Here is a 24,523-nt window from a genome sequence, read left to right as displayed (position 1 = left end):
AAAGGTGGAGACGAAGTGGCACAATGGAGAATGTTATGAAACAAGACCAGGCAAATTATCCGGCGACTCCCGCCTCACCTGACCCGAGTGCGTTTCTTGTCGGACACGGTCAGATTCAAGAACCCGCAGGACTGGACGACCTGCTTGACGAAATCGAGGACCTGGTTGCCGAGGACGCGGGGACCTTCGTGCAAGGGTTCGTGCAAAAAGGCGGCGAGTGAACCTTGGCGCGAAATGCTCACCTGGACTGCTTGCCGCGTCGCATTTTCGGTATCGAGACTGAATATGGCATTCTTGCTGCGGCGGTGTCGGGCGGTGCCCCGGTGGCGGATGCGGACACAGCTGGACGGGTGTTGTTTCGTGACCTCCTCGCCCGCAACCAAAGCACTTCGGTGTTCCTTCCCAACGGGGCACGGCTCTATCTCGATGTCGGATCCCATCCCGAATACGCCACTGCGGAATGCTTGAGCCTAGACGATGTGCTCAACCAAGACCGCGTCGGGGTAGAAATCCTAGCGGATATGGCTGGTGTAGCCAGCGAGCGTCTGAGCGCCCAAACTGGCACGAAAACCCAGGTACACCTGTTTAAGAATAACCTGGATGCGGCGGGTCACTCGTGCGGCTGCCACGAAAACTATCTGCTGTACCGAGACGGGAAGTTTCGTTCCCTGGTTGATGCTCTCGTCTCTTTCTTAGTGACCCGTCAAGTCATCACCGGGGCTGGTGCCCTGCTGCGGATTCAAGGGAAAGCCCGCTATTGCTTCTCACAGCGGGCTTTCCAGATAGATGACGCCGTCTCCGCCGCCACCACTTCCACCCGTCCTTTGGTCAACACTCGAGATGAACCCCACGCGGACCCGAAACGGTATCGTCGTTTGCATGTCATTGTCGGCGATTCCAACGTTTTAGAGCCTCCGACACGTTTCAAAATCGCGACGATGAACCTGTTGCTGGCAGCCCTGGAGGCGGGGGTGGATTTTTCTGACCTCTCTCTGATCTCACCCATCGTCGCGTTACGCGACATCACCTCGGATGTCACAAGTTTTGGGGGGCAGGTTCTGGTGGAACTGACGGATGGACGACTCTGGAGCGCTCTGGATATGCAAGAAACTTTCCGCGACCGTCTCTCAGAAGTGTTTTCTGGGGCTGAGATGGGTGCGGACTACCACGAAGTTTTGGCTCAGTGGGGGCAATGGTTGACGGCGCTACGGAATCAAGATTTGGACGCTTTAACTGGGCACTTGGATTGGGCGACAAAATTGTCGTTACTGAATGGGCTGCGCCAACGTCACGATATGGAATGGTCTGACTCCAAAATGGCACGTTTGGATTTGGCTTATCACGACATCACCCCCGGAGGGCTTCGCTTGGATCAGCGCGGCTTAGCAACTCGGTTGACCTGCCCGAACGCGGTTGAGACTGCGAAAACTGCGCCTCCCCAAAACACTCGCGCCAAAGTACGCGGCGCATTAATCGCAGCGGCGCGGGAGCACCGGGCAGATTTGCAAGTGGACTGGACTCATCTACGTCTGCCGGAATCAGGATTGGGAACCGTGACACTCAGCGACCCCTTTGCAGTTACCAGCCCAGAAGTCGATATGCTTATGAAAACAATGGAGGAAGTTTGAGCGAAGAAAGTCCCCGGCGTTCCTCGCACCGGGCTGCAGGTCCGGTTGATGCAGGAACTTACGTCAGGCGTGAGGTAGACCCGAACCTTTCGCCGCGTCGGCGTGCCCGAATGATGGCTGAGGTAGCCGAGCAAAAGTCCTCTGCTGCGACCCAGCCGATAACGGAGGGTGCCAAAGACCTGCTGACTTCTTGGTTGAAAGCTAACGGCTTCGAGGACTTAGAAGCTTTCCAGGAAATGACCCGGAAAGCAGACTCGCAACTTCGTCAAACATCCCCGTCCGGTCAGGAACTGCCCCTCGCCGCAGCCCCGGCACCGCCTGCCGAAACTCCGCCCCCCGCCCTTGTGCCCCCAGAAGAACAGGTGGTATCGACGCCCTTCGCTCCGCCGGTAATGCCTGCCGTGTTACCGCGTCGTTCCACCCGCGTGGCGACGCAACAACCGGTGCAAACGCCCGCCCCAATCCCGAACCAACTGGGTTCCGTCCCGTGGACGGAACCCGCCAATCTCGACGTTACCTCGAGTGATACGGAAGTGTCTCCAATCTCGGATTCAGGTATCGAGGATGCCCCCGTCGAAGTACCTGTACCCACAGAAGCTCCGGTACCAGAAGCGATCCTGAGCCTTCCTCCCGAAATGGTGCCCACGGTCAGTTTGCGACGTGAAGACGTGCAAAACCGGGCTTTCGTTGAGCAGGTAAAGCCAAAGACTCACAGCCCCCGTCGGGCGGCGAAACTGCGACGTGCTGCGTCTCTACCTCGGAGACCGAAACCATTAGCAAAGACGAAGGTCGTCCCGATTGCCCTCACTTTAGGAATTCTCTTGGCACTCACTGTTGCCTTAGCACTTTTGATTATGTGGTATCGCAGCGCCGTGGCTGTCAGCGACCCCGCGAAATCAAAGATTGAAGTCTTGGGCGCGATTGGGGCGCAACCCGTGCTGACCCTGTCCGAGCCCATTCCTCTGGAACGAAGCTCTACTGAACGCCTGATAAAAGGCGACGGGCAAAAGATTCAAGACAATACCATGGTCGCGTTGCGGGTGACGGTCTTTTCGGGAATGACTGGGAAGCTGGAATCCACCCCTGGTGATGAATCCGTGTTGGTAGGTCCGCTTTCTGCCAAGGTTTTCGGTACGGAACTGTATCACGCGGTGCGGGGTGCCACCGAAGGGTCACGCTACCTGTTGAAACAGCCTGTCGAGAAACAGGGCACGTCCGCCATGGAAATTGGGGTTATAGATATTATTCCTACCTCCCTGAATGCCCAGATGAAGCCACTACCGCCCGAGGCGGGGGTAACCGTTACCGAAGACCAGGGGCAAGTTCGCCCCAGCATCGTTTCGGACTTCAGCGGTGATTTTCGTTTCTATCCTCTGATTACTGGTTCGGGGGCGACAGTGGCTCCCGGTCAGACGGTACTGGTGAAATATCAGGAATTTTCCTACTCGAATCCGCCCGCACTGCTGAAAAATCACTGGTCTGAACCGGTGAAACTGAAACTCGATGATAAAGTGCAGCAGGGGGCAGCGCGCGGCATTGTGGACCGCAAGATTGGCTCCCGGATGCTGCTGGAAGTGCCTCCTGCCGAAGGCTCCGGGAACCAGGCAACTATCTTGGTGATAGATATTTTGGCGGCCTGGGATAATCCCGAAATGACGAAAGAATCTTGAGGTGACAAATGCCGAACCGTTACGCTGATGATACTCTGACCGTGCGAGTGATTCCCTGTTTGGACGTAAATGCGGGTCGCGTAGTCAAAGGGGTCAATTTTGAAAACTTGCGCGATGCGGGAGATCCTGTCGAACTGGCGGCGCGTTACTGCGCAGCTGGGGCGGACGAAATAACGTTCCTGGACGTGTCTGCCACCGTGGAGGGACGGGCGACGATGGCAGAAGTCGTGCAGCAGTGCGCTCGTGAGATTTTTGTACCTCTGACGGTCGGTGGCGGGGTGCGCAGCGTTGCGGACGTGGAACGCTTGCTGAAATCCGGTGCCGATAAGGTCAGTATCAACACCGCCGCGATTGCCCACCCGGAACTCATCACCGAGATCGCGTCGCGCTTCGGAGTGCAAGTGCTGGTGCTGTCGGCTGATGCCAGGCGAGTGCAGGGCGAGGTACGCACTCCTTCGGGCTATGAAGTCACCACGCATGGAGGCAAACAATCTACCGGCATTGACCTTTTGGAATGGATCAATCAGGCTTGCGAACACGGTGCTGGGGAAGTGCTGTTGAACTCTATGGACGCTGACGGTACCAAGTCCGGCTTCGACATTGAGATGCTACAGGCGGTTCGTCCGGTTTGTCCCGTTCCCCTCATTGCTTCGGGGGGTGCGGGTAGCGTCGAACATTTCGTGGCAGCTGCACAAGCCGGGGCGGATGCGGTCTTGGGGGCTTCCGTCTTTCACTTTGGGGAAATTTCAGTGCCGGAAGTTAAGGCGGCTTTAAGCGCGGCAGGGTTCCCGGTTCGCTAGTTTTTACAGCACGGCGTGCGGACTTCGCGACCTTATCGCCTGACCGGGAACAGGCTTGTGCGTTTAGGCAATTTATTTTGCTCTCAGCGATTTGGGTAAATATCACGTCTGCTGGCAATATAATTCCGTGACCGAATTACCCGATGATGTGTCCCAGCGTCTGAAACGCGACGCCCAGGGGCTGTTTGCTGCGGTAATTCAAGATTTTGACACGAAACGCGTGCTCATGGTCGGTTACATGAACGATGAGGCTTTGGCGCGCACTCTGCGCGAAGGGCGGGTCACTTTCTGGTCGCGCAGCCGGCAAGTCTATTGGCGTAAAGGTGACACATCCGGTCATGTTCAGTTCCTGCGCCGAATCGAGATGGACTGCGACGGAGACGCGCTGCTGCTGCAGGTGAAACAGGTAGGTGCCGCCTGCCACACCGGTACCCGGTCTTGTTTTGATGCTGGAGGAGTCATCGCGCCGGCGCGAGTGGACGCAGATGTGGCGACCTCAGAACCCTGGTGCAAGCCCCCCGACGGGGCGACGGAGACGGCGGGTTATTGATGCTGACTTATGAGGAGTTTTACCGTCAAGCCAAAGCTGGGGTTGCCCTGCGCGAGGCCACAGTGCCTTTGGAACTCGTCAAAGAGCAGGCTCGTCACGCTCCCAGCCCAAAAGATGGCTTGGCGGTGCTGCACTCCCGTCCCGGTTTTGTCGCCATCATGGGGGAAATCAAACGGCAAACTCCGACCGCTGGTTTTCTCAATCCCATTGAAGATCCGGTGGAATTAGCCAGGGAATACATCGAAGGCGGGGCAGTAGCGGTTTCTGTGGTGACGGATCATCCTAACTACCTGGGGACGACAGAGGACTTTGTACAGGTCCGTCAGGCTCTGGACGTGCCGCTGCTGCGCAAGGAATATGTGGTCACTCCCTATCAGATTCACGAGTCGCGGGCGATGGGCGCGGATATGGTGCTGCTGATGGTGGCTTTGCTGGAACCGATAGTATTGGAATCGTTGGTGGAACGGACACATTCGTTGGGAATGTGCGCTTTGGTAGAGTGTCATTCTCGTTTGGAGGCGCGGCAGGCTATTTCGGCCGGGGCGCGTCTCATTGGTATCAACGCTCGGAACCGAGAAACGGGCGCGGTAGATCGCTCCATGTGCGAGCAAACTATTGACGTCATTCCTCCCGACATCACCGTGGTTGCGGAATCTGGGGTGCATGGTCCACAGGAAGTCTTTGATTATGCTCGGGTCGGGGCTGATGCCATCTTGGTCGGTGAAGCGCTGGTGCGTTCCCCTGACCCGGTGAATCTGTTGCGCAAGATGACTTCTGCAGCGCAGCATCCTGCTTTGCGTCCCGATCGGGCATCCCGGTATCGCCATAACACTGAAGGTCACGAGTAATGTTTTCCCTGAGTTTTACCCCTGCGTTAGCGGTTTTGTCTACATATCACGGTCCGCTTTCTGCTGTCCGCACCAGCATTCCCTCTCCGCCTTCGCCGATTTTGTTCAGCTTGGGACCGCTCACGGTTCGCTGGTATGCCTTTTGGATTATTTTGGGCATGGCGCTGGCGATTTTCTGGACCTCCAAACGTTACCAAGCCCGCGGAGGCAATCCGGAGCTGGTGGGCGACATTGGGGTCTGGATTTGCTTGCTGGGTATCGCTGGGGCGCGGGCTATGGCAGTGTTTTCCTATCCTGGCGATTACTTTGGTCCGGGTATTCCGTGGTGGAAACCGTTTGCTATCTGGCAAGGCGGCTTGGCTATCTATGGCGGTATCATCGGCGGATTCCTCGCCATCGTGTGTTTCCTCCGCGTCAAGCGACAGCCCGTGGGAGTGTTCCTGGATGCTCTGGCGCCCGCGATGCTAGCGGCTCAAGCTCTGGGACGCTTGGGTAACTACTTTAATCAGGAAGTCTATGGCAGAGCCACGACCTTGCCCTGGGGGCTAGAGATTAGTCCCCAGATGGCTCCCGCAAACACGGCACCAGGCACCCTGTTCCACCCAACTTTTCTCTATGAAATTATCTGGAACCTTTTCGCCATGGGCATCCTGCTGCTGTATGAAAAACTCCGTAAGCGTTCCCATAATTCCGAGTTTGTGCAACAGGCGGATTTGTGTCCCCCGACCAATCAATCTTGGGGACGCCTCTGCGCGTGGGAAATCATTGGTCTGTACCTGTTCCTGTACAGTCTGGGGCGATTTTTCCTGGAGTTTGTGCGTATCGACTACCAGTACACGGTTGCTGGGGGATTCCGCTGGTTCCAAGTCGTTGCCGGTGTTATTGCCGTTGCGGGACTAGCTGTATTTGGGGTGGCTCGTTACCGGAAACTTCCTCCTGTTCTGACCGAGGTGACCCACTCCGCCCCGGATTGCCCGGAAACGCAATCCATCGAGCTTAACCGAGAAAAATCCCCTTTTGAGCCCAAGTCTAAATCTGAGCCAAAAATGACTGCCAGTACTGAAAAAGACCCCGAAAAATAAATTTATTTCGGACAACGACCCGATTTAAGCAGCAATTTTACGGATGATGCGGTACAATGAATAGCTAAGCAGTAATTCCTAGGGGTTTTTACTGCGAGGGGTTACCGGCGCAACCGATGCGTCCGCCCCTCAGAGGATGAAGAGGAAGAAGGTAAAACAAAATGAATATGAATGAATCTATACATCATCTCACATGGTCTCTTTTTGACCGTAACTCTGACCGCCAAGCTCTTAACTTGTCGCCTCGGTCGATTTTGTCAGAAGTGGTGCGTCCCTGGTTTGACGCTTACCGTCACGATCCGATGATTGAGTCGGCTCTGCGTGATTTGAACGAGGGCGGTGCTCGTCGAGTCCGTGCCCTAGATTTCTTAGGGTTAGATTTGGTGACGACAGCTGCTTAACAGCTAGGCATTTTGACGTAAATTCGCGGCAAGCCCCCGGCTTGCCGCGAATTTTTAGTGTGCTAACCAAACGGAATAAAACATGCTAGACTCGAACATATGTTCGATACTGTGCGGTCTGTAAAATCGTGGCGCCCCTACGCGCTAGTGCAGTCAGAGCTACCTAACGGACTTCCTCTTGCGCCGGATTTGGCGCCGGCAGGATGGCCTTCACCGTCTCAGGATTACTTTGACCGCGACATTGATTTGAACGAACATCTCATCCGCAATCGACCGGCGACTTTCCTGGTACGGGTCGCGGGGGATTCTATGATTAATGCAGGCATCAGCGACGGGGACGAACTCATTGTGGACCGTTCTCTAGAGGCAAGTGAAGGCAACGTCGTTATTGCCATCATTGACGGTGAAATGACGGTGAAACGCCTGCACTTTGGAACTCACGGACCGGAACTGCATCCCGCTAATCCTACCTACCCCATACTGCACCCCTCCGAATTACAAATTTGGGGGGTGGTGACGCGATGTCTGCACCGACTCTAAATCCGGAGGGCTGCCACGAACCCGAACAGACCTCCCGCTGCGAGGTAAACGCCCGTGAGGGATGCAAAGACCAGAGCGGGCTGGTGCATCGGTTTGCCTTAGTAGACGTAGATTCTTGCTTTGCCAGTTGCGAACGGATTTTTCATCCGGAGCTTTTCGGGCGTCCGGTAGTGGTGTTGTCTAACAATGATGGCTGCGTGGTGGCGCGCTCACGAGAAGCGAAAGCATTAGGCATCAAGATGGGTATGCCTTGGTTTCAAATTAGGGCGCGGGCTGAGGCATGCGGCGTCGTGGCGCGGTCCAGTAACTACGAACTTTATGGCTCTATCTCGGCGCGAATTATGGAAATCTTGCGTCAGTTCTCCGCCTCGGTAGAGGTCTATTCCATCGACGAGGCGTTTCTGACGCTCTATGGCAGACCCACGGAGTTCGTGGGCATAGCCCGCAGCTTACGATCCCGAATCCTGCACGACCTGGGGGTGCCGGTTTCAGTCGGAATCGCCCCGACCCGGACTTTGGCAAAACTCGCTTCCCACGGTGCCAAACATACCCCGGCCTTGGGCGGGGTAGCCAGCTGGGATGCTTATACCCCGGCTCAACACGACAGGATTCTACGCGGTACTGAGATTGGTGATTTATGGGGAATAGGGCGACGCCTGAAAAACCGCCTGGAGGCTCTGGGGATTACAGATGCGTTGCAATTACAGAGAGCCAACCCCGGCGAAATTCGCCGCCGTTTCAACGTGAATCTGCAGCAAACCGTGTTGGAGCTCAATGGGGTGCCCTGCATCGAGATTATTGAGCGAGATGCGGTGCGCACTCACCAAGTCATGTATTCACGTTCATTTTCTACGCCAGTGCGTGGGGTTACGCAGGCTTATCAGGTCCTGTCCATCTATTCCCAAAATGTGACGCACCGTCTGCGCCGCCAACAGATGACCGCTGGGGCTCTGTGGGCTTTTGCCTCTACCGCCTGGTACAAGGAGCCGTTTTCGCGGATTAGCGCGATGGCTCCACTACACCCGCGTACCGATGACCCGGTGACAGTCCTGAAAGCAGCCGCAAAGGTCCTGCTGGGACAGGTCGATCCACGAGCAGATTACGTGCGGGCAGGCATCTGTCTGACAGACTTGGGTAAACCTGATCCGCAAGAGCCGTTGCCCATTTTTGCTCCGGACCCGGAATCACGACGCCGGGGAAAAATTATTGACCGAGTTAACGCGGCGGTGGGGGAGGGCTCTGTAGGGCTGGGGCTGGCAGGACTGAAAGCTGCCCCGGACTGGACCATGAAGCGAGAGATGCTGTCTAACCGCGGCACGACGCACTGGTCCGAGCTGGCTCTGGTGCGCTAACACAGCGGCGCAAAAGCGGAAACATTAAGTAAAGCAATCCTTGCTCGCGGAAAAATAAATGAAATAGTTTATGAAAGAGGGACCCCGGTCCCTTGTGAAAAGGCAGAGAGACGAAATAATTGAGCATAAGGTTGGAGATTCTAATCCAGTACCCAACGGACTATCAAAGGAGAAAGTCATGCCTCAAAAAATTCGCGCCTCCATCGCGTAGGGCGTTGGTAAAGGGTTTTCTAAGCCCGAAGAACTCATCCTCGATGATCCCATCAAAGCCGAAGTGCTGGTCAATATCGAGGCTTCCGGTCTGTGCCACTCGGATTTGCACCTGGTGGAAGACGACGACAAAATGTTTGAATTCCCGGCTGTTCTGGGCCACGAGGTCGCCGGCACGGTAGAGGCTGTCGGTCCGGAAGTTGTGGGAATTAAACCGGGAGACCACGTGGTGGCCACCCTGGAGCAAATTTGCGGACATTGCGATAAATGCATGGGAGGAAAAGCACATTCCTGCCGTCATCAGGAAGAATGCGTACGCCAGCCGGGGGAGCCACCGCGTCTGCAGTTCCCCGATGGGCGTCCGATTACCCAAGCGCTGGGGATTGGCGGTTTCGCTTCTAAGTCTCTGATTCACCAAAATCAGTTGGCGGTCGTGAATAATCAGGTAGATATGGCTGAGGCCGCTTGCATCGGATGCGCTACCATCACCGGATTCGGAGCGGCAAAGAACTCGGCGAAAGTGCAGCCGGGGGATTTGGTCGCGGTCATCGGCACCGGAGGCATTGGACTGAACGTAATCTCCGGGGCACGGGTGTGTGGCGCGCGCACCATCATCGCTATTGACGTGTTCGACAACAAGCTCGAATTCGCCAAGAAGTTCGGCGCCACCCACGTGGTCAACGCTAAGAAAGAAGATCCAGTCGAGGCTGTGCGCCGCATCACCGGCGGTGGGGTAGACAAGTCCTTCGAAGCCATCGGGTTTACGGAAACTATGAAACAGTGCTGGGATATGCTGGCTCAGGGTGGGACCGCCTACTGTATCGGTTTGGCGAAACCGGATGCCACGATTTCCTTAGAGATTGACCCCATCAACCTGCTATTTATGCAGCGCGGCTTCAAAGGCGTGTGGATGGGGGCGACAAATCCGAAGCACGATATTCCCTACTATGCGGACCTGGCAGTGGACGGTCGGCTCAATATGCACGACATCGTCACCCAGCGCATCCGCTTGGACCAGATTACCGAAGCTTACGAACAGCTCATGCGCGGCGAGGTAATCCGTTCAGTTATCACCGAGTTCTAAACTCATCTAACCATGAAGTCCTGTTTTCCGGGTGAGTCCGCGGGGACTCACCCGGAAAACGGAACGTATTACTCGGCGCGCCGCAGTTCGAGAGGTTTAGCGTTTGCGGTACAGGCGCTTGCGCTGGAACTTCGGTTCCGAAGTGACTTGGATTCCAAGGTTTCTAAATATTCCTTCATCCACTGACCCCAGGATAGTGGTCGTGTGTACGTTCGTGCCCTCCAATTCCTTGAGCATTCCCAGCGCGGCGCGCGCTTCTGCGGAAGTTCCCGCGGAAACGGAAAGGGCAATCAGCACTTCATCGGTATGCAGGCGTGGGTTGTGCGAACCCAAATGTTGGGTTTTGAGGGTTTGAATCGGCTCAATTGACTCGCGGGACAGCAAGTCCATCTCCGGATTAATGTTTGCCAGGTACTTCAGTGCGTTCAGCAGCATGGCAGCGGAGCAACCCAGCAGAGGGGAGGTCTTGCCGGTGATAATCGTGCCGTCGTGGAGTTCAATAGCGCTGCCAGGCTGATTAGTGGCGGCTTCGACTTCCAGGGCAGCTCCCACTACGCGACGTTCCCAAGTGGAGATGCCCGCTTTTGCCATTAGTACCGCAATCCGGTTGGATTCCTCAGCATCGCGACCGTCTCGAGCCTCTTCAACCAAAGCCTTATAGTAGCGGCGGATAATTTCTTGACGGGAGGCTTCTTGGCAAACTTCGTCATCGCTGATGCAATAACCTGCCATATTGACACCCATGTCTGTGGGGCTTTGATAGGGGGATTTCCCGGTGAGCTGCTCCAGCATGGTTTTCAGCAGCGGGAACGTTTCAGTATCGCGGTTGTAGCTGGTGACCTGTACTCCATGTGCCGCCAAATGGTAAGGGTCGATGAGGTTGATGTCTTCCAAATCCGCGGTTGCGGCTTGGTAAGCCAAATTCACGGGATGTTCCAGGGGCAGGTTCCAGATGGGGAAGGTCTCAAACTTGGCGTAGCCTGCTTCAATGCCGCGTTTATTGTCATGATAGACCTGAGACAGGCAGGTTGCCAGTTTGCCGGAACCAGGACCGGGAGCGGTAACTACGATGAGGCCACGGCTGACTTCTACGTAGTCGTTACGACCGAAGCCGTCCTCGGACAGCACCAGTTTCGTATTTGAGGGATAGCCCTCGATAATGCGGTGTCTCGCGACTTTCAGCCCCAGTCGTTCCAGGCGTTCTTTGAATGCAAAAGCCAGGGCGTTGTCGTCTGCAAGTTGGGTCATCACCACGTTCTCGACCAAGAAACCGCCTTCGCGGAACACGTCTATCAGTCGCAACACGTCTTCTTCGTAAGTAATGTCCAAATCGGCGCGTCGCTTTTGCCGCTGCAAGTCCAAGGCGCTGACGCAGACCAAAATCTCAATCTCGTCCTTTAACTGACGCAGCATCGAAATTTTGTTATCAGGAGTGAACCCCGGCAGGACTCTGGAGGCGTGCATATCGTCATAGAGCTTGCCCCCCATTTCCAGGTAGAGACGTCCCCCGATTTCTTTGCGACGCTCCGCGATATGTTGAGACTGCATTTTGATGTATAACTCGTGGTCAAACCCGATTTTCCGGCTCATAAAAACTTCCTCTCACAAATGTTTCACCAACTAATCGATAATTAATTATCGTCTTAGCTTACACTAGGGGAGTGACGTTCTCAGTGACCGCGGCCACCGCGGAACCCGCTTTACTGGATTTGCCTTGGGAATTGCCCTTGGAAGAATGGCCTGAGCGCTATATCGCCTCCTTTCCGCACGGGATTTCACGCCACATTGTGCGTTTCGTGAATCTCGGACCGCGGCTCATAGCGGTAAAAGAAATTTCGGAGGAAAAGGCGCGCCACGAGTATTCCCTGTTGCGTGACCTGGTGCGTTTGGAGCAACCGGTGGTAGAGCCGCTGGCTCACGTTACTCACCGTACTGATGCTACAGGGGAAGAGCTCAACAGTGCTCTGGTAACCTATCACCTGCCTTTCTCCCTGCCGTATCGAACTTTGTTTAACGCCAATATGAGCCCTGATACCGCTACTCGCCTCATTGATTCTTTGGCGGTGCTGCTGGTCAGACTGCATCTGTTGGGGTTCTATTGGGGAGACGTCTCGCTTTCTAACACGTTATTTCGACGGGATGCTGGCGCATTTGCTGCTTATCTGGTCGACGCGGAAACCGGGGAGCTGCACCCGGAGGGTTTGACTTACGGGCAGCGTTCCTATGACGTAGAAATTGCTCGGGTAAATATTATTGGCGAGCTGATGGATTTGCAGGCCGCCGGAACTCTTGACGAAACTGCCGACACTGTCGAGATAGGCAACTTGCTCCAAGACCGCTACGACACCCTGTGGGATGAACTGACTTCTGTAGAGACATTCAACGCGGATGAAACTTGGCGTATCGAAGATCGTATTCGGCGTTTGAATAATCTGGGCTTCGACGTGGGGGAGCTAAAGATGAAGACGGGTACCGCGGAGGGGGGACGCCAACTGCTGATTCAGCCCAAGGTGGTGGACTCTGGACACTATCACCGTCAAGTGATGCGTTTGACCGGCTTGGATGTCCAGGAAAATCAGGGGCGGCGCATGATCAACGATATGAAGACCTTCCGGGTGCTTAATCATCTCGAGAATGTCCCTGATGATGTGGTGGCGCACCGCTGGATGACTAAAGTCTACGAACCTATTTTGGCGGCTCTTCCCGAGGAACTGTTGTCTAAGCTGGAACCGGCGCAGGTGTTTCACGAGATTCTGGATCACCGTTGGTATCTCTCGGAAAATCGCGGTGAGCAGGTCAGCATGCATGAAGCTATTGACTCTTATGTGAAAAAAGTCCTGCCGCAAAAACCCGACGAAATCACTCTTATCGGTGAGTAGGGCTACTGGTTTTTCGGTTTCTTATCCGCTGGGTATCAGCACACATCAGCAGAAAATGGAATCAAGAAAAAAGAATGCATGTTTTTTGTTGGTACTGCAACGAAACGTGTAGTACCCCGGAAGGGATTCGAACCCTTAACAAGCCGGGTTTGAGCCGACCGCCTCTACCAGTTGGGCTACCAGGGCGTTCTTTGCGAAAGTCTGATAAACAACCATCACAATGACTTCATATATACTAAAGTATCTAACGAGAAAATCAAATCGAGTCCACTCATGAGGGGGATCTGGAGAGATGGCGAAGACGGCATCTGCGGTAAAGGACACAAAAGTACACAGGCGAGTAATCGTGGCTGAGGATGAAGCTTTAATCCGGCTCGACATCGTCGAAACTATGAAAGAAAACGATTTCGAGGTGGTTGGCGAAGCTGCTGACGGTGAAGAAGCCGTGACTTTGGCATTGGAACTGGAACCAGACTTAATCGTGATGGATGTAAAAATGCCAAAGCTCGACGGCATCGCTGCTGCCGAAAAAATCATGAAAGAGACGCCCTGTGCCATCGTGATGCTCACTGCATTCTCGGATAAGGAACTCATTGAACGCGCCAAAGATGCCGGCACTATGGCGTACCTGGTGAAACCGTTCGATCCGAAGGATTTACTGCCCGCGGTAGAGGTCGCCCTGTCGCGTCACCAGGAACTGCTTTCTTTGGAAGATTCCATTGCTGATTTACAAGATCGGCTCACTACTCGTAAACAAGTCGACCGCGCTAAAGGTTTGTTGATGGAAAAGATGGAACTGACGGAGCCAGAAGCGTTCCGTTGGATTCAAAAGACTTCTATGGATCGCCGTTTGTCCATGCGGGAAGTGGCGGATGCGGTCATTGACCAGCTGGGGGATTAACGGGGCTGCTCTTCTACCAGGTAGCAGGTCATGAGACCGGTGGAGATGATCTTGCCGGTGTCCTCGCTGGTGTTGTCAAAGCGATAGACTGCGGTGCGTCGTCCCAGGTGAACTGCATCGGCGGTGCAGATGATGCGGTCACTGGTGCCCGGTTTGAGATGCGTAATATCTAGGTGCGCTCCGACAGCGCTCTTACCGAACTGTTTAGCCCACTGGTGAGCGGCGAATGAAGCTACAGATTCTGCTAACAGGGCGGCGGCTCCGCCGTGCAGTATCCCAAAAGGTTGGGTGTTTCCTTCCAGGGGCATGATACCGACTGCGTGTTCTGCGGTGAGCTCGGAAAACGTGATGCCCATTTTTTCGATAGCGGGACCGAGATTGTCCTGATCCATTTTTACCTCCGGGGTTCTTGATAACCTTACAGACATGAGTAAAAAACGTTTGTTGGTGTTGGACGGTCACTCCTTGGCTTTTCGTGCTTTCTTTAGCCGTGACCCGGAACATTTCCGCACCTCTACCGGTGTCTATACTAATGCGGTGCACGGATTTTTCTCCATGCTGTTGACGATGATACGCGCCGAAAAGCCAACTCATATCGGGGCAGCGTTCGACCTCTCCCGACATTCCTTCCGCACCGACATCTACCCTGACTACAAGGGAGGGCGTGCCGAAACCCCTCCCGAGTTCATCGGACAAGTTGAAAACATCCAAAAAATGCTCAGTGCGATGGGGATTAAATGGCTAACGGAGCCCAACGTAGAAGCTGATGATATCTTGGCGACTTTGGCGACCAAAGGGACCAAAAGTGGCATGGAGGTCTTGGTTTCATCGGGCGACCGCGACTCATTTCAGCTCATTTCTGATGATGTTACCGTGCTTTACCCCGGGCGCAGCATTTCAGAGACAAAACGTATGACGCCACAAGTGGTGAAGGACCGATATGATGTCTGGCCACAGCAGTACCCGGAGATTGCCGCTCTGGTAGGCGAGCACGCTGATAATTTGCCGGGCGTACCCTTGGTCGGGGAAAAAGTCGCCGCGTCGTGGATTAATGAATATGGTTCTCTGGATTCGTTGTTGGAGCATCGTGACGAACTGAAGGGGAAACGTGGGGAAAATTTGCGTCAGCACATAGACGACGTCCTGCGAAATCGACAGCTCAATCGATTGCGCACCGACCTGCAACTTCCTCTCAGCCTGGAGGATTTGCACTGGACTGGTTTTGATCCGCAGGCAATTCAGGAAATTTGTGATGAACTAGAATTCAAACAGATGCGCACCCAAATCCTGAGACTCGGACAGGCTTTTGCTGTGACATCAATCAATGGTGATTCGGCAACGATGGAACTTGACCGTACCCAGACCGAACCGGAACCACAGGATGCGGATGGTTACGGGGTGGTACCGGAACCCCAGCGCTTCCGCTTAGGATCGGACTTCACGGCAACTCAATTTTCCGATTGGTTACAAAATACCCAGAGTTCCAGCTTAGGAATCTGGGCTGTGGGTAATATCGGGGTGACAAATCCGCGAATTGATTGGCTGTTTCTCGCCGCAGAACGTGATTGTCAGGGACAATGTGTGTTGATTGTGCCTGATGAACTAACGCCTCAGACGGAGCATTTGTTGTGCGATGCTTTGGCAGGTGACCGCAAAAAGACCGTATATGACGCAAAATCGCTGCGTCATGCGCTGCATGCCCACGGTTGGGAGCTGCACGGTGCGGTCACGGACATAAAAATGCTCGATTACCTGGTCAATCCTGATGGGAATCGAACCAAGTTTGCTGGTGTTACGAAACGTTTGCTGGGATGGGAAATCGATGAAAAGCCCTCAGATATCAGCAAGATAAGCGAACAGATGACGTTGGACTTGGGCGTGGAATTGGACGGGAACTCCTCAGCTCAGCCTTGGCCTCAAACACTCATTAACCAAGCCATCTACGCATACGCGCTGCTGCAGATGCAACCCACGCTCGAGCAATTGGCACACTTCCGCCAGGTAGACGGGTTACTGGAACTTGAGAATCCGCTGTCATATATTTTAGAGAAGATGGAATATACCGGTATCGGTATAGATACAATTTATCTTGATGAATATGCCCAGAGTCTACAATCCGAAGTCGCGATGGCGCAACAATCCGCCTTCGACTCTATTGGTCGAGAAGTCAATTTGTCGTCCCCGAAGCAGCTGCAAGAAGTCCTTTTTACCCAACTGGAACTGCCTAAAACTAAAAAACCAAAACCGGATATACTACTGATGCGAAGGCTTTGGAAGAGCTTGCTCGCTACAACCCACACCCTTTCCTCGAAGCACTTTTATACCATCGCGACCGGATAAAACTTTTACAAATTGTTCGCAATCTGCGCGAACGGGTGGCAGACGACGGCAGGATTCATACCACTTTTGGGCAAACTGTAGCGGCGACCGGACGGTTGTCTTCCATTGACCCAAATTTGCAGAATATTCCAGCCCGCACGGTGGATGGACAAAAAATTCGCGAAGCCTTTGTGCCTCAGAAACCATACGCCGCATTAATGACAGCTGATTATTCTCAGATTGAGATGCGAATTATGGCGCACCTCTCCGGTGATGAAGGACTGCTGGCAGCGTTTGCGTCCGGCGAGGATCTGCACCGTTCGGTGGCTGCTTTGGTATATGGAGTCCAGCCTGACGAAGTTACTCCGACCCAGCGTTCCCATGTTAAGGCAACGTCATATGGTTTGGCGTACGGGCTGAGTGCTTATGGACTGGCTGCGCAACTCAACATCTCTCAACGAGATGCCAAACAGCTGATGGACACCTATTTTGAACGTTTCGGGAAAGTTCGGGAGTACCTGAATCAGATTGTCGCCACCGCGACCAGGGTTGGATACACCGAAACCATGCGGGGCAGGCGCCGTTACCTACCTGAGCTGCGTTCCACTAATCGTAACGTGGCTGATAATGCTCGGCGCGCGGCGCTAAACGCGCCTATTCAGGGTAGTGCTGCCGACCTCATGAAAGCAGCCATGCTTCAGGTCGATGCTGATTTGCGTCAGGAACAGTTGCAGTCTCGGGTGTTGCTGCAAGTCCATGATGAGCTCGTCTTAGAGGTAGCTCCGGGAGAAACGGAGCGGTTGGAAACCTTGGTCCGCCAGGCAATGACCGGGGTTGCGAAATTGCGAGTTCCGTTGGAAGTGTCGGTCGGTATTGGACCTAACTGGAGGGCTGCGGCACATTAAATGCAACAGACCGGCACCGAAGCATTCGACCCGGCACCGGTCTGTTAGGTTTCAGGATAGTGGTTACTTGACACCTTCCAGATATTTATCGGTGTCGAAATTGTTTTCGCCGGCGAAGCTCTGGGCAATCTCTTTGTCATTGTCATCAATCTTGCCGCTTGAGAAACGCGCCATCAGCATAGAGATGGCTCCATCACCGGTCACGTTCGTGGCGGTCCCGAAGGGATCGAGGGCGATGTAAGACGCAATCATCAACGCGACTTGTGCATCGTTGAATCCCAACATAGAAGACAGGATGCCGGTCGCTGCCATAATCGCGCCACCGGGAACGCCCGGAGCTGCCACCATCGTCACGCCCAGCATAAAGATGAACCCGACGAATTGGGCGGCGGTAACCTTGATATCGGAAGTCATGATGATAGCCAACGCAAAGGCGGTAATTTTCGAAGTCGACCCCGCCAAGTGAATCGTGGCGCACAGCGGCACAGTGAACGAGGCAACCGGATCGGGAACACCAATCTTTTTAACTTGGCGCAGCGTCACCGGAATTGAAGCGGCAGAGGAAGACGTACCCAAAGCAGTTGCGTAAGCGGGCAGCATCGTCAACAGCGCTTTGAAAGGATTGACTCCGAAAGCCAAACCGCCGACTAAGTACAAGCTGACCAAGATAACGACCTCTAGCACCAGTACGAGGATGACCACCACTGCCAGCACGGCGATAACGTTGTAAACTTCGCCGGTCTTGGTCATGTTGAGGAAGATTCCGAAGATGTGAATCGGCAGCAGGGGAATGATGACTTTCTCAATCAACTTGATGATGATGGCGCGGAATTCTACAAAAGCACGACGCAATGTACCGCGGGACACCATGGACAGACCGATACCCATAATGAAGGACAAAATGAGCGCACCCAGCACGGAAATCGGGGCGGGTATCTCTAAAGTTACCGCCGGGGCGATGCTGGAAGCCGAAGGATCCGTAACGGAGGCTAGCGAACCCTTGCGCAAGAAATTAGGCAAGATGCTCTCAGAGACGCCATATGTCAGGAACCCGGAATACATCGTCGAGATGTAGGCGACCACGGCGGTCAGTCCCAGCCACTTCGCCGAACCGGACCCCAGGTCGGCAATAGCGGGGGTGACCAGCCCGATGATAATCAGCGGGATACAGAAATTCAGGAACTGACCGAAAAGTGAGTTGAACGTGGCGAAAACCACTACGAAGGGCGTGGGGACAAAAAGCCCAAAGATGATGCCCAGAACTATAGCGATGACAACCCAAAGCAAGATGCCACCTTTTTTAAAGAAGTTCAAAATAGACTGCATTCCTGCATTAAACCATATTTTTGCCAGTCGCTTTAATCTGGACGTTCCGCGTGTTTACCTGGAGTAAACCGAATATTTACCTTGCCGTACGCAGCCAGGGAGATTTGAGATACGAAGAATTTTGGGGATTAATTTGGATAGACCGGCTCTATCCGGTAGAATTGATGCTTGGTGTTTTATCGCTTCGGGGTAGCTTTTCTGCCATCGTGAGGTGAGAAAACATCGGTAATTATTCCTACTATCTGACCTTGGAGTCACCAACTAAATGTCCACTACTAATGTCCCTACTACTGTTCCTCAGGTTGCTATTAATGACATCGGCTCGACTGAGGACCTCATCAAAGAAATCGACAAGACCATCAAGTACTTCAATGATGGTGACCTTGTCTCCGGTACCGTCGTGAAAGTTGATCGCGACGAAGTTTTGCTCGATATTGGTTACAAAACCGAAGGCGTTATTCTTTCCCGCGAACTGTCCATTAAACATGACGTGGATCCCGACGCGGAAGTCAAAGTTGGTGACGAAATCGAAGCTCTGGTCCTCCAAAAGGAAGACAAAGAAGGCCGCCTGTTGCTGTCCAAGAAACGCGCTCAGTACGAACGCGCCTGGGGCGACATCGAAAAGGTGAAGCAGGAAGACGGAGTCGTCACCGGCACCGTCATTGAGGTTGTCAAGGGTGGTTTGATTATTGACATCGGGCTGCGCGGGTTCCTGCCGGCCTCCCTGGTAGAGATGCGTCGCGTGCGTGACCTGCAGCCTTACATTGGTCGCCAGCTGGAAACCAAGATTATCGAGTTGGACAAGAACCGTAACAACGTGGTCTTGTCCCGTCGCGCTTTCTTGGAACAGACCCAGTCCGAGGTGCGCACTACGTTCCTGTCGACCTTGCAAAAGGGTCAGGTTCGCAAGGGCGTGGTGTCCTCTATCGTCAACTTCGGCGCGTTCGTCGATTTGGGCGGCGTGGACGGTCTGGTGCATGTTTCCGAGCTGTCCTGGAAGCATATCGATCACCCCTCCGAGGTGGTTCAGGTCGGTCAGGAAGTCACCGTGGAGGTTCTCGACGTTGACTTCGATCGCGAACGCGTGTCCCTGTCCTTGAAGGCTACCCAGGAAGATCCGTGGCAGACCTTTGCTCGTACCCACAAGATTGGTCAGATTGTGCCTGGTAAGGTCACCAAGTTGGTGCCTTTCGGTGTGTTTGTCCGAGTCGAGGATGGTATCGAGGGTCTGGTTCACGTGTCCGAGTTGGCCACCCGTCATGTCGAAGTTCCCGAGCAGGTCGCCAAGATTGGTGACGAAATCTTTGTTAAGGTAATCGACATTGACCTCGAACGTCGCCGTATCTCGCTGTCCTTGAAGCAGGCCAACGAGGGCGTTGATTTGGCATCTGATGACTTTGATCCGTCGCTTTACGGCATGTCCGCTGAATACGACGCGGAGGGTAACTACAAGTACCCCGAAGGTTTCGATCCGGAAACTAATGAGTGGATGGAGGGCTACGAAGAGCAGCGCGCTGCTTGGGAGGCCTCCTACGCGGCTGCGCAAGCCCGTTTCGAAGCTCACAAAGAACAGGTTAAGGTCGCTCAGGAAGCCGATAAAGAAGCTGCTATCGCACAGGGCGTAGCGGAACAAACTTCCTACAGCTCCGCCACTGAGGAAGAAGCCGATACCTCCGGTACCTTGGCGGACGACGAAGCCTTGGCGGCGCTGCGCGACAAGTTGGCAGGAGAGTAAACTTTCTGACCAGTTCAGTTCGGCTGCAACGCCAATACAATTTCATCAGTGGTGCGGAGACCTATTGGTTTCCGCACCACTTTTATGTCCGATTTTGTTCCGGCATTTCACCACATTTCCCCGCCCGGTGGCTTAAGCTGGGAAAGATTGCGGTTTTATCGACCGGATGAAACTTTCCGCGTCGCCACAACTTGAGAACAGCACAGAGAGGTATCTGCCGTGAAAATTGTCATTGCCCCGGATTCGTTTAAAGGTTCGTTGTCCGCCGCGGATGCAGTAGCTGCGATGAAACGCGGGATTGAAGCCATTTTCCCGGATACGGAAACGGTTTCGGTACCGGTGGCGGATGGCGGAGAAGGGACCGCTGCGGTCATGCTCAACGCTTACGGTGGAGAAGTGAAAACAGCCCCGACCGTAGATGCTCTGGGGCGCGCCCGCCAAGGCGAGTTTACCTGGATTCCGGCGCGACGAATGGTAGTCTTGGATACCGCTGAAGCTTGCGGAATTATGTACATTTCCATGTTGGAACGCAACGTTATGGAGTCCAACACCGAAGGCGTCGGGATGCTCCTGAAAGCCGCCTTGGATTTGGATCCCGAAACTATTGTGGTCGGTTTAGGCGGCTCCGCGACCAACGATGGTGGCTGGGGCATGATGCACAATCTCGGAGCAAAATTGTTTGACGAGGCTGGCCACGAGCTCGAACCGAAAGTACATGTTTTGGCTAACGCCGCCCGGTTGGATTTGTCCGGGCTGGATCCGCGCTTGAGCAAAGTAAAGATTGTGGCAGCTAACGATGTGCGTAACCCCCTCACTGGTTCCAGTGGCGCATCCGCCTCATTTGGTCCGCAAAAGGGTGCTAAGCCACTGCAGTTAGGCAAACTCGATCGCTGCCTTAAGAACTGGGGTCGGTTGTTGGAAGAAACCACCGGTACCAAGGTAGTTGACGTGGAAGGATCCGGTGCCGCCGGGGGCATGGGAGCTGCTTTCCTCGCCTTAGGTGCGGAAAATCGCCACGGTTTCGAAGTCGTAGCCGAAGCCACGAACCTCAACGAGGCTATGGAAGGTGCTGACTTGGTGTTGACCGGGGAAGGGCAGCTAGACCGACAAACCCAACGTGGCAAGACACCTTGGAGCGTGGCACAGCTGGCTCGACAGCGCAGTATTCCTGTCCTGGCGTTTACCGCGCGATTGGGGTTGGGACACGAAATTTTGCTGCAGGACGGCTTCACCGCAATCATTCCCATCATGCACCAGGCAATGACCGGCGAAAAAGTTGCTATCGAAAAAGCATCTGTCATGTTGGAAGACACGGTGACCTTGACTCTGCAGTTGATGACCGTGGGAGCAAATCCTGCCATTAGTGACATCTTACTGAAAGCATTGGATGCTTAAACAACTGCGTAAGTTTTCCGCCCCGGATGACCGCGCCCTTAAAGTCGGTATCAGCGGTGGTATTGGTTCCGGAAAAACGGCGTTCACCAACTGTTTAGCCGCCCTGGGCGGGGTTCGATTTGATGCGGATGAAGTGTTGCGCACTATCACCGGTTCCCCAGGGCGGGCATTAACTCAGATTAGGGAAGCTTTTGGGGCATCGGTATGGGAGCCCGGAGGACAACTGAACCGTGCTGCCTTGGCACAACTCATTTTCTCTGACCCCGCCGCGAAGGCTCGCTTGGAAAGCATCTTGCACCCCTTGGTATGGCAGGAAATGGACCTAGTTTTAGCATCCCTGGAACCAGGGGACGTGCTGCTAGCGGAGATTCCCCTGCTCACCGAAACCGGCAATCACACCCGTTTTGACTGTTGCGTCATGGTGGATGCCCCCCTGGAAGTGCGTCTGTCACGTCTAATTGGGGGTCGTCAACTGACCGAGGCGCAAGCTCGTGCCAGGATTAATGCACAAGCCAGTCGCGTACAGCGTGAAGCCATTGCAACGTTTTGGGTGGACAACTGCGGTACGCCTGAGGACCTCAACGCGGACGCTACGGCGCTTTGGAATCTTCTCTCGCGGGTTTAACCGGTCGGAGATTCCCCTTTGCAAAGCACCGTGACCCGGATTTGCCTAAACTGGGACTATGACTGAAAAAAAGGCGTTACCTCGTGATTTGGTAGAAAATCCGATTCCGTTGGAAGTCGTCAGCGAATACACCCCCTCTGGGGACCAGCCAGAAGCCATAGCAGAGTTAGCCGAACGGATTAACTCCGGTGAAAAGGACGTTGTTCTCTTGGGTGCGACAGGCACCGGCAAGACCGCCACCACCGCTTGGCTCATCGAAAAACTGCAACGCCCCACCCTTGTGCTGGAACCTAACAAAACTCTGGCAGCCCAGTTGACGGCCGAATTTCGGGAACTATTACCCCATAACGCCGTGGAATACTTCGTGTCTTACTACGACTACTATCAACCCGAAGCGTACGTACCGCAGACCGATACCTATATCGAAAAAGATTCCGCAATCAACGATGAAGTCGAACGCTTGCGGCACTCGGCGACAAACTCACTGCTGACGCGCCGGGACGTGGTAGTAGTTTCCTCGGTGTCTTGCATTTACGGTTTGGGTACCCCGGAAGAGTACGTTTCGCGTGGCATTCACCTGACCCGAGGAATGCAGATTGAACGTCAAGACCTGATCAAGCGATTTGTGCAGATGCAGTACAACCGCAATGATGTGGAATTTACGCGTGGCAATTTTCGGGTGCGCGGAGACACGATTGACATTATTCCCATGTATGAAGAGCTTGGGGTGCGCGTGGAAATGTTCGGCGATGAGATTGACGCTCTGGCTTTGCTGCACCCGGTGACCGGGGCGACCTTGCACGAAGTGAACGAAATCTACGTGTTCCCAGCCTCTCACTATGTCGCCGGTCCTGAGCGCATGGAACGCGCCCTCGCCGGAATCGAGAGTGAACTGGAAGAACGCTGCAAATGGTTCCACGACCAAGGCAAACTGTTGGAAGAACAGCGCCTCAGGATGCGTACCACCTATGACTTAGAGATGCTGCGCCAAATTGGGATGTGTGCGGGCATTGAGAATTATTCTCTGCACATTGATGGTCGGCAACCGGGCGAGCCACCCCACACCCTGCTGGATTACTTCCCGGAGGATTTCCTGCTTGTTATTGACGAGTCTCACGTGACGGTGCCCCAGATTGGCGGCATGTTTGAAGGTGACATGTCACGCAAACGCACGCTGGTGGATTTCGGATTTCGCCTGCCCTCAGCGATGGATAACCGTCCCTTGAAATGGGAAGAATTCCAAGACCGCATCGGGCAAACGGTATATTTGTCTGCCACACCGGGTGACTATGAACTGGGGCTCAGCGACGGGGTAGTGGAGCAAATCATTCGTCCTACCGGTCTGGTTGACCCGAAGATTGTGGTGAAACCGGTGGAGGGTCAGATTGATGACCTGATGGAACAGATTCGCCTGCGTACCGAAGCTGATGAGCGGGTCTTGGTGACTACACTGACCAAACGCATGGCGGAGGACTTGACCACATACCTGGCTCAGCGCGGCATCCGGGTGGAATACCTGCACTCGGATGTGGATACGTTGCGCCGGGTGGAGCTGCTGCGTTCCTTGCGTCAAGGCGAGTTCGATGTCTTGGTAGGCATTAACCTGTTGCGTGAGGGGTTGGATTTGCCCGAGGTTTCGCTGGTTTCGATTTTGGATGCCGACAAGCAAGGTTTCTTGCGTTCCACGAAGTCCCTGATTCAAACGATTGGGCGAGCGGCCCGTAATGTGCACGGTGAAGTCCATATGTACGCCGACGCGGTTTCCGACGCGATGCGGGAGGCAATTGATGAAACTGAGCGGCGCCGCCATAAACAGATTGCTTATAACGAAGCTCACGGTATCGATCCGCAGCCGTTACGCAAAAAAATCTCTGACGTGACCGATATGCTGGCACGCGAAGACATTGATACCGCAGAATTATTGGGCACCGGGTACCGTCAGCCTGACCAAAAGCCTTCTGCTGCGGCCCGTAGCGCAGCTCAGGACGCGGCAGCAGCTCGTGCGGCATTGGAAGTTATCAATAGAGCGCGGGTCAATGCGACAGAGGACCAGCCGAGTCAGGCTGGTGCGCATGAAAACACCGTGGACTTACCATCGCTGGTTGCAGAACTGACCGATCAGATGCATACCGCTGCCAGCGAACTGCGATTCGAGCTAGCAGCCCGGCTGCGAGATGAAATCGCCGACCTTAAGAAAGAAATTCGCCGTGGCAAACCCCTGGGCAACTAGCGTTCCGGGATCGTGCTTCAGGTTAAATTATGCACAAGGGCGG

Annotated in this window: 20 protein-coding genes, 1 tRNA gene and 1 pseudogene; 18 read left to right on the top strand and 4 right to left on the bottom strand. The window is 54.4% G+C overall.

Annotated elements, in window-relative coordinates; genetic code table 11:
• The first annotated feature begins 23 nt into the window (after nt 1-23).
• The 11 genes from HMPREF0576_RS03405 (at nt 24) to HMPREF0576_RS03355 (ending at nt 10,165) form a co-directional block, all read left to right on the top strand.
• Nucleotides 24-221, top strand: coding sequence for a ubiquitin-like protein Pup (locus HMPREF0576_RS03405; protein ID WP_004009539.1), 198 nt, complete (start codon nt 24-26; stop codon nt 219-221).
• A gap of 3 nt (nt 222-224) precedes the next feature.
• Entirely contained in the window at nt 225-1,628 is a 1,404-nt protein-coding gene (locus tag HMPREF0576_RS03400) for a proteasome accessory factor PafA2 family protein (protein ID WP_004009540.1), read from the top strand.
• Nucleotides 1,625-3,298, top strand: a complete 1,674-nt coding sequence (locus HMPREF0576_RS03395; RefSeq protein WP_245527318.1) for an FKBP-type peptidyl-prolyl cis-trans isomerase — start codon at nt 1,625-1,627, stop codon at nt 3,296-3,298. Before HMPREF0576_RS03400 ends, HMPREF0576_RS03395 begins: the two co-directional genes overlap by 4 nt.
• Nucleotides 3,299-3,306: 8 nt before the next feature.
• Nucleotides 3,307-4,098: an imidazole glycerol phosphate synthase subunit HisF gene (gene hisF / locus HMPREF0576_RS03390; protein ID WP_004009542.1), complete on the top strand. Its 792-nt coding sequence runs from the start codon at nt 3,307-3,309 to the stop codon at nt 4,096-4,098.
• A 127-nt stretch (nt 4,099-4,225) separates the two neighbouring features.
• Entirely contained in the window at nt 4,226-4,648 is a 423-nt protein-coding gene (gene hisI, locus HMPREF0576_RS03385; RefSeq protein WP_004006844.1) for a phosphoribosyl-AMP cyclohydrolase, read from the top strand.
• Complete coding sequence (locus HMPREF0576_RS03380; protein ID WP_013189533.1) at nt 4,648-5,496, top strand: indole-3-glycerol phosphate synthase TrpC; 849 nt, start codon at nt 4,648-4,650, stop codon at nt 5,494-5,496. The genes hisI and HMPREF0576_RS03380 overlap by 1 nt, the downstream gene beginning before the upstream one ends.
• Nucleotides 5,496-6,578 carry a prolipoprotein diacylglyceryl transferase gene (lgt, locus tag HMPREF0576_RS03375; protein ID WP_004010690.1) on the top strand — a complete coding sequence of 361 codons (1,083 nt, stop codon included), beginning with the start codon at nt 5,496-5,498 and terminating at the stop codon, nt 6,576-6,578. The genes HMPREF0576_RS03380 and lgt overlap by 1 nt, the downstream gene beginning before the upstream one ends.
• A gap of 161 nt (nt 6,579-6,739) precedes the next feature.
• Entirely contained in the window at nt 6,740-6,979 is a 240-nt protein-coding gene (locus tag HMPREF0576_RS03370) for a hypothetical protein (RefSeq protein WP_004009546.1), read from the top strand.
• 99 nt (nt 6,980-7,078) lie between these two features.
• Nucleotides 7,079-7,519 carry a LexA family protein gene (locus HMPREF0576_RS03365; RefSeq protein ID WP_004010689.1) on the top strand — a complete coding sequence of 147 codons (441 nt, stop codon included), beginning with the start codon at nt 7,079-7,081 and terminating at the stop codon, nt 7,517-7,519.
• On the top strand, nt 7,501-8,871 hold the full coding sequence (locus tag HMPREF0576_RS03360) for a Y-family DNA polymerase (RefSeq protein WP_004006839.1): 1,371 nt from the start codon (nt 7,501-7,503) through the stop codon (nt 8,869-8,871). The genes HMPREF0576_RS03365 and HMPREF0576_RS03360 overlap by 19 nt, the downstream gene beginning before the upstream one ends.
• 274 nt (nt 8,872-9,145) lie before the next feature.
• Nucleotides 9,146-10,165: a zinc-binding dehydrogenase gene (locus HMPREF0576_RS03355; protein WP_004010688.1), complete on the top strand. Its 1,020-nt coding sequence runs from the start codon at nt 9,146-9,148 to the stop codon at nt 10,163-10,165.
• Nucleotides 10,166-10,261: 96 nt separating this feature from the next.
• Here HMPREF0576_RS03355 and HMPREF0576_RS03350 read toward each other — a convergent pair whose 3' ends face one another.
• Entirely contained in the window at nt 10,262-11,755 is a 1,494-nt protein-coding gene (locus HMPREF0576_RS03350) for a DUF1846 domain-containing protein (protein ID WP_004006837.1), read from the bottom strand.
• A gap of 71 nt (nt 11,756-11,826) precedes the next feature.
• On the opposite strand from HMPREF0576_RS03350, the gene HMPREF0576_RS03345 reads away from it, so the two are divergent.
• Nucleotides 11,827-13,044 (top strand): DUF4032 domain-containing protein, encoded by a 1,218-nt coding sequence (locus HMPREF0576_RS03345; RefSeq protein ID WP_036324203.1) that lies wholly within the window; start codon nt 11,827-11,829, stop codon nt 13,042-13,044.
• A gap of 112 nt (nt 13,045-13,156) precedes the next feature.
• Here the strand turns inward: HMPREF0576_RS03345 and HMPREF0576_RS03340 are convergent.
• Nucleotides 13,157-13,230: transfer RNA gene (locus tag HMPREF0576_RS03340), tRNA-Leu, on the bottom strand.
• Between the two features lie 106 nt (nt 13,231-13,336).
• Here HMPREF0576_RS03340 and HMPREF0576_RS03335 point away from each other — a divergent pair.
• A complete protein-coding gene (locus HMPREF0576_RS03335; RefSeq protein WP_004006835.1) occupies nt 13,337-13,945 on the top strand; it encodes an ANTAR domain-containing response regulator in 609 nt (202 codons plus the stop codon).
• Here HMPREF0576_RS03335 and HMPREF0576_RS03330 read toward each other — a convergent pair.
• Nucleotides 13,942-14,337 carry a PaaI family thioesterase gene (locus tag HMPREF0576_RS03330; RefSeq protein ID WP_004006834.1) on the bottom strand — a complete coding sequence of 132 codons (396 nt, stop codon included), beginning with the start codon at nt 14,335-14,337 and terminating at the stop codon, nt 13,942-13,944. The two genes, HMPREF0576_RS03335 and HMPREF0576_RS03330, sit on opposite strands and share 4 nt — an antisense overlap.
• A gap of 34 nt (nt 14,338-14,371) precedes the next feature.
• Here HMPREF0576_RS03330 and polA point away from each other — a divergent pair.
• Nucleotides 14,372-17,169, top strand: a pseudogene (gene polA, locus HMPREF0576_RS03325) (DNA polymerase I).
• Between the two features lie 63 nt (nt 17,170-17,232).
• On the opposite strand, the gene HMPREF0576_RS03315 reads toward polA, so the two are convergent.
• Nucleotides 17,233-18,495, bottom strand: coding sequence for a dicarboxylate/amino acid:cation symporter (locus HMPREF0576_RS03315; RefSeq protein ID WP_004010686.1), 1,263 nt, complete (start codon nt 18,493-18,495; stop codon nt 17,233-17,235).
• Between the two features lie 265 nt (nt 18,496-18,760).
• Here HMPREF0576_RS03315 and rpsA point away from each other — a divergent pair, with 265 nt between their 5' ends.
• From rpsA to uvrB, 4 genes are all read left to right on the top strand, one after another.
• Complete coding sequence (gene rpsA / locus HMPREF0576_RS03310) at nt 18,761-20,230, top strand: 30S ribosomal protein S1 (protein WP_004009557.1); 1,470 nt, start codon at nt 18,761-18,763, stop codon at nt 20,228-20,230.
• A 219-nt stretch (nt 20,231-20,449) separates the two neighbouring features.
• Nucleotides 20,450-21,625, top strand: coding sequence for a glycerate kinase (locus tag HMPREF0576_RS03305; protein WP_004010685.1), 1,176 nt, complete (start codon nt 20,450-20,452; stop codon nt 21,623-21,625).
• Entirely contained in the window at nt 21,618-22,250 is a 633-nt protein-coding gene (gene coaE / locus HMPREF0576_RS03300; RefSeq protein WP_004006828.1) for a dephospho-CoA kinase, read from the top strand. Before HMPREF0576_RS03305 ends, coaE begins: the two co-directional genes overlap by 8 nt.
• 58 nt (nt 22,251-22,308) lie before the next feature.
• Nucleotides 22,309-24,480, top strand: coding sequence for an excinuclease ABC subunit UvrB (uvrB, locus tag HMPREF0576_RS03295; RefSeq protein WP_004006827.1), 2,172 nt, complete (start codon nt 22,309-22,311; stop codon nt 24,478-24,480).
• The last annotated feature ends 43 nt before the right edge of the window (nt 24,481-24,523 follow it).

It is taken from the genome of Mobiluncus holmesii ATCC 35242 (assembly GCF_000185445.1).
GTDB classification, from domain to species: Bacteria; Actinomycetota; Actinomycetes; order Actinomycetales; family Actinomycetaceae; genus Mobiluncus; species Mobiluncus curtisii.
This window is presented reverse-complemented; position numbering and strand designations above follow the sequence as displayed.

Coding starts and splice junctions, on each gene's coding strand:
- HMPREF0576_RS03405 (WP_004009539.1), top strand. CDS start 24: ATGGAGAATGTTATGAAACAAGACCAGGCAAATTATCCGGCGACTCCC.
- hisF (WP_004009542.1), top strand. CDS start 3,307: ATGCCGAACCGTTACGCTGATGATACTCTGACCGTGCGAGTGATTCCC.
- HMPREF0576_RS03380 (WP_013189533.1), top strand. CDS start 4,648: ATGCTGACTTATGAGGAGTTTTACCGTCAAGCCAAAGCTGGGGTTGCC.
- lgt (WP_004010690.1), top strand. CDS start 5,496: ATGTTTTCCCTGAGTTTTACCCCTGCGTTAGCGGTTTTGTCTACATAT.
- HMPREF0576_RS03370 (WP_004009546.1), top strand. CDS start 6,740: ATGAATATGAATGAATCTATACATCATCTCACATGGTCTCTTTTTGAC.
- HMPREF0576_RS03365 (WP_004010689.1), top strand. CDS start 7,079: ATGTTCGATACTGTGCGGTCTGTAAAATCGTGGCGCCCCTACGCGCTA.
- HMPREF0576_RS03360 (WP_004006839.1), top strand. CDS start 7,501: ATGTCTGCACCGACTCTAAATCCGGAGGGCTGCCACGAACCCGAACAG.
- HMPREF0576_RS03350 (WP_004006837.1), bottom strand. CDS start 11,755: ATGAGCCGGAAAATCGGGTTTGACCACGAGTTATACATCAAAATGCAG.
- HMPREF0576_RS03335 (WP_004006835.1), top strand. CDS start 13,337: ATGGCGAAGACGGCATCTGCGGTAAAGGACACAAAAGTACACAGGCGA.
- HMPREF0576_RS03330 (WP_004006834.1), bottom strand. CDS start 14,337: ATGGATCAGGACAATCTCGGTCCCGCTATCGAAAAAATGGGCATCACG.
- HMPREF0576_RS03315 (WP_004010686.1), bottom strand. CDS start 18,495: ATGCAGTCTATTTTGAACTTCTTTAAAAAAGGTGGCATCTTGCTTTGG.
- rpsA (WP_004009557.1), top strand. CDS start 18,761: ATGTCCACTACTAATGTCCCTACTACTGTTCCTCAGGTTGCTATTAAT.
- coaE (WP_004006828.1), top strand. CDS start 21,618: ATGCTTAAACAACTGCGTAAGTTTTCCGCCCCGGATGACCGCGCCCTT.
- uvrB (WP_004006827.1), top strand. CDS start 22,309: ATGACTGAAAAAAAGGCGTTACCTCGTGATTTGGTAGAAAATCCGATT.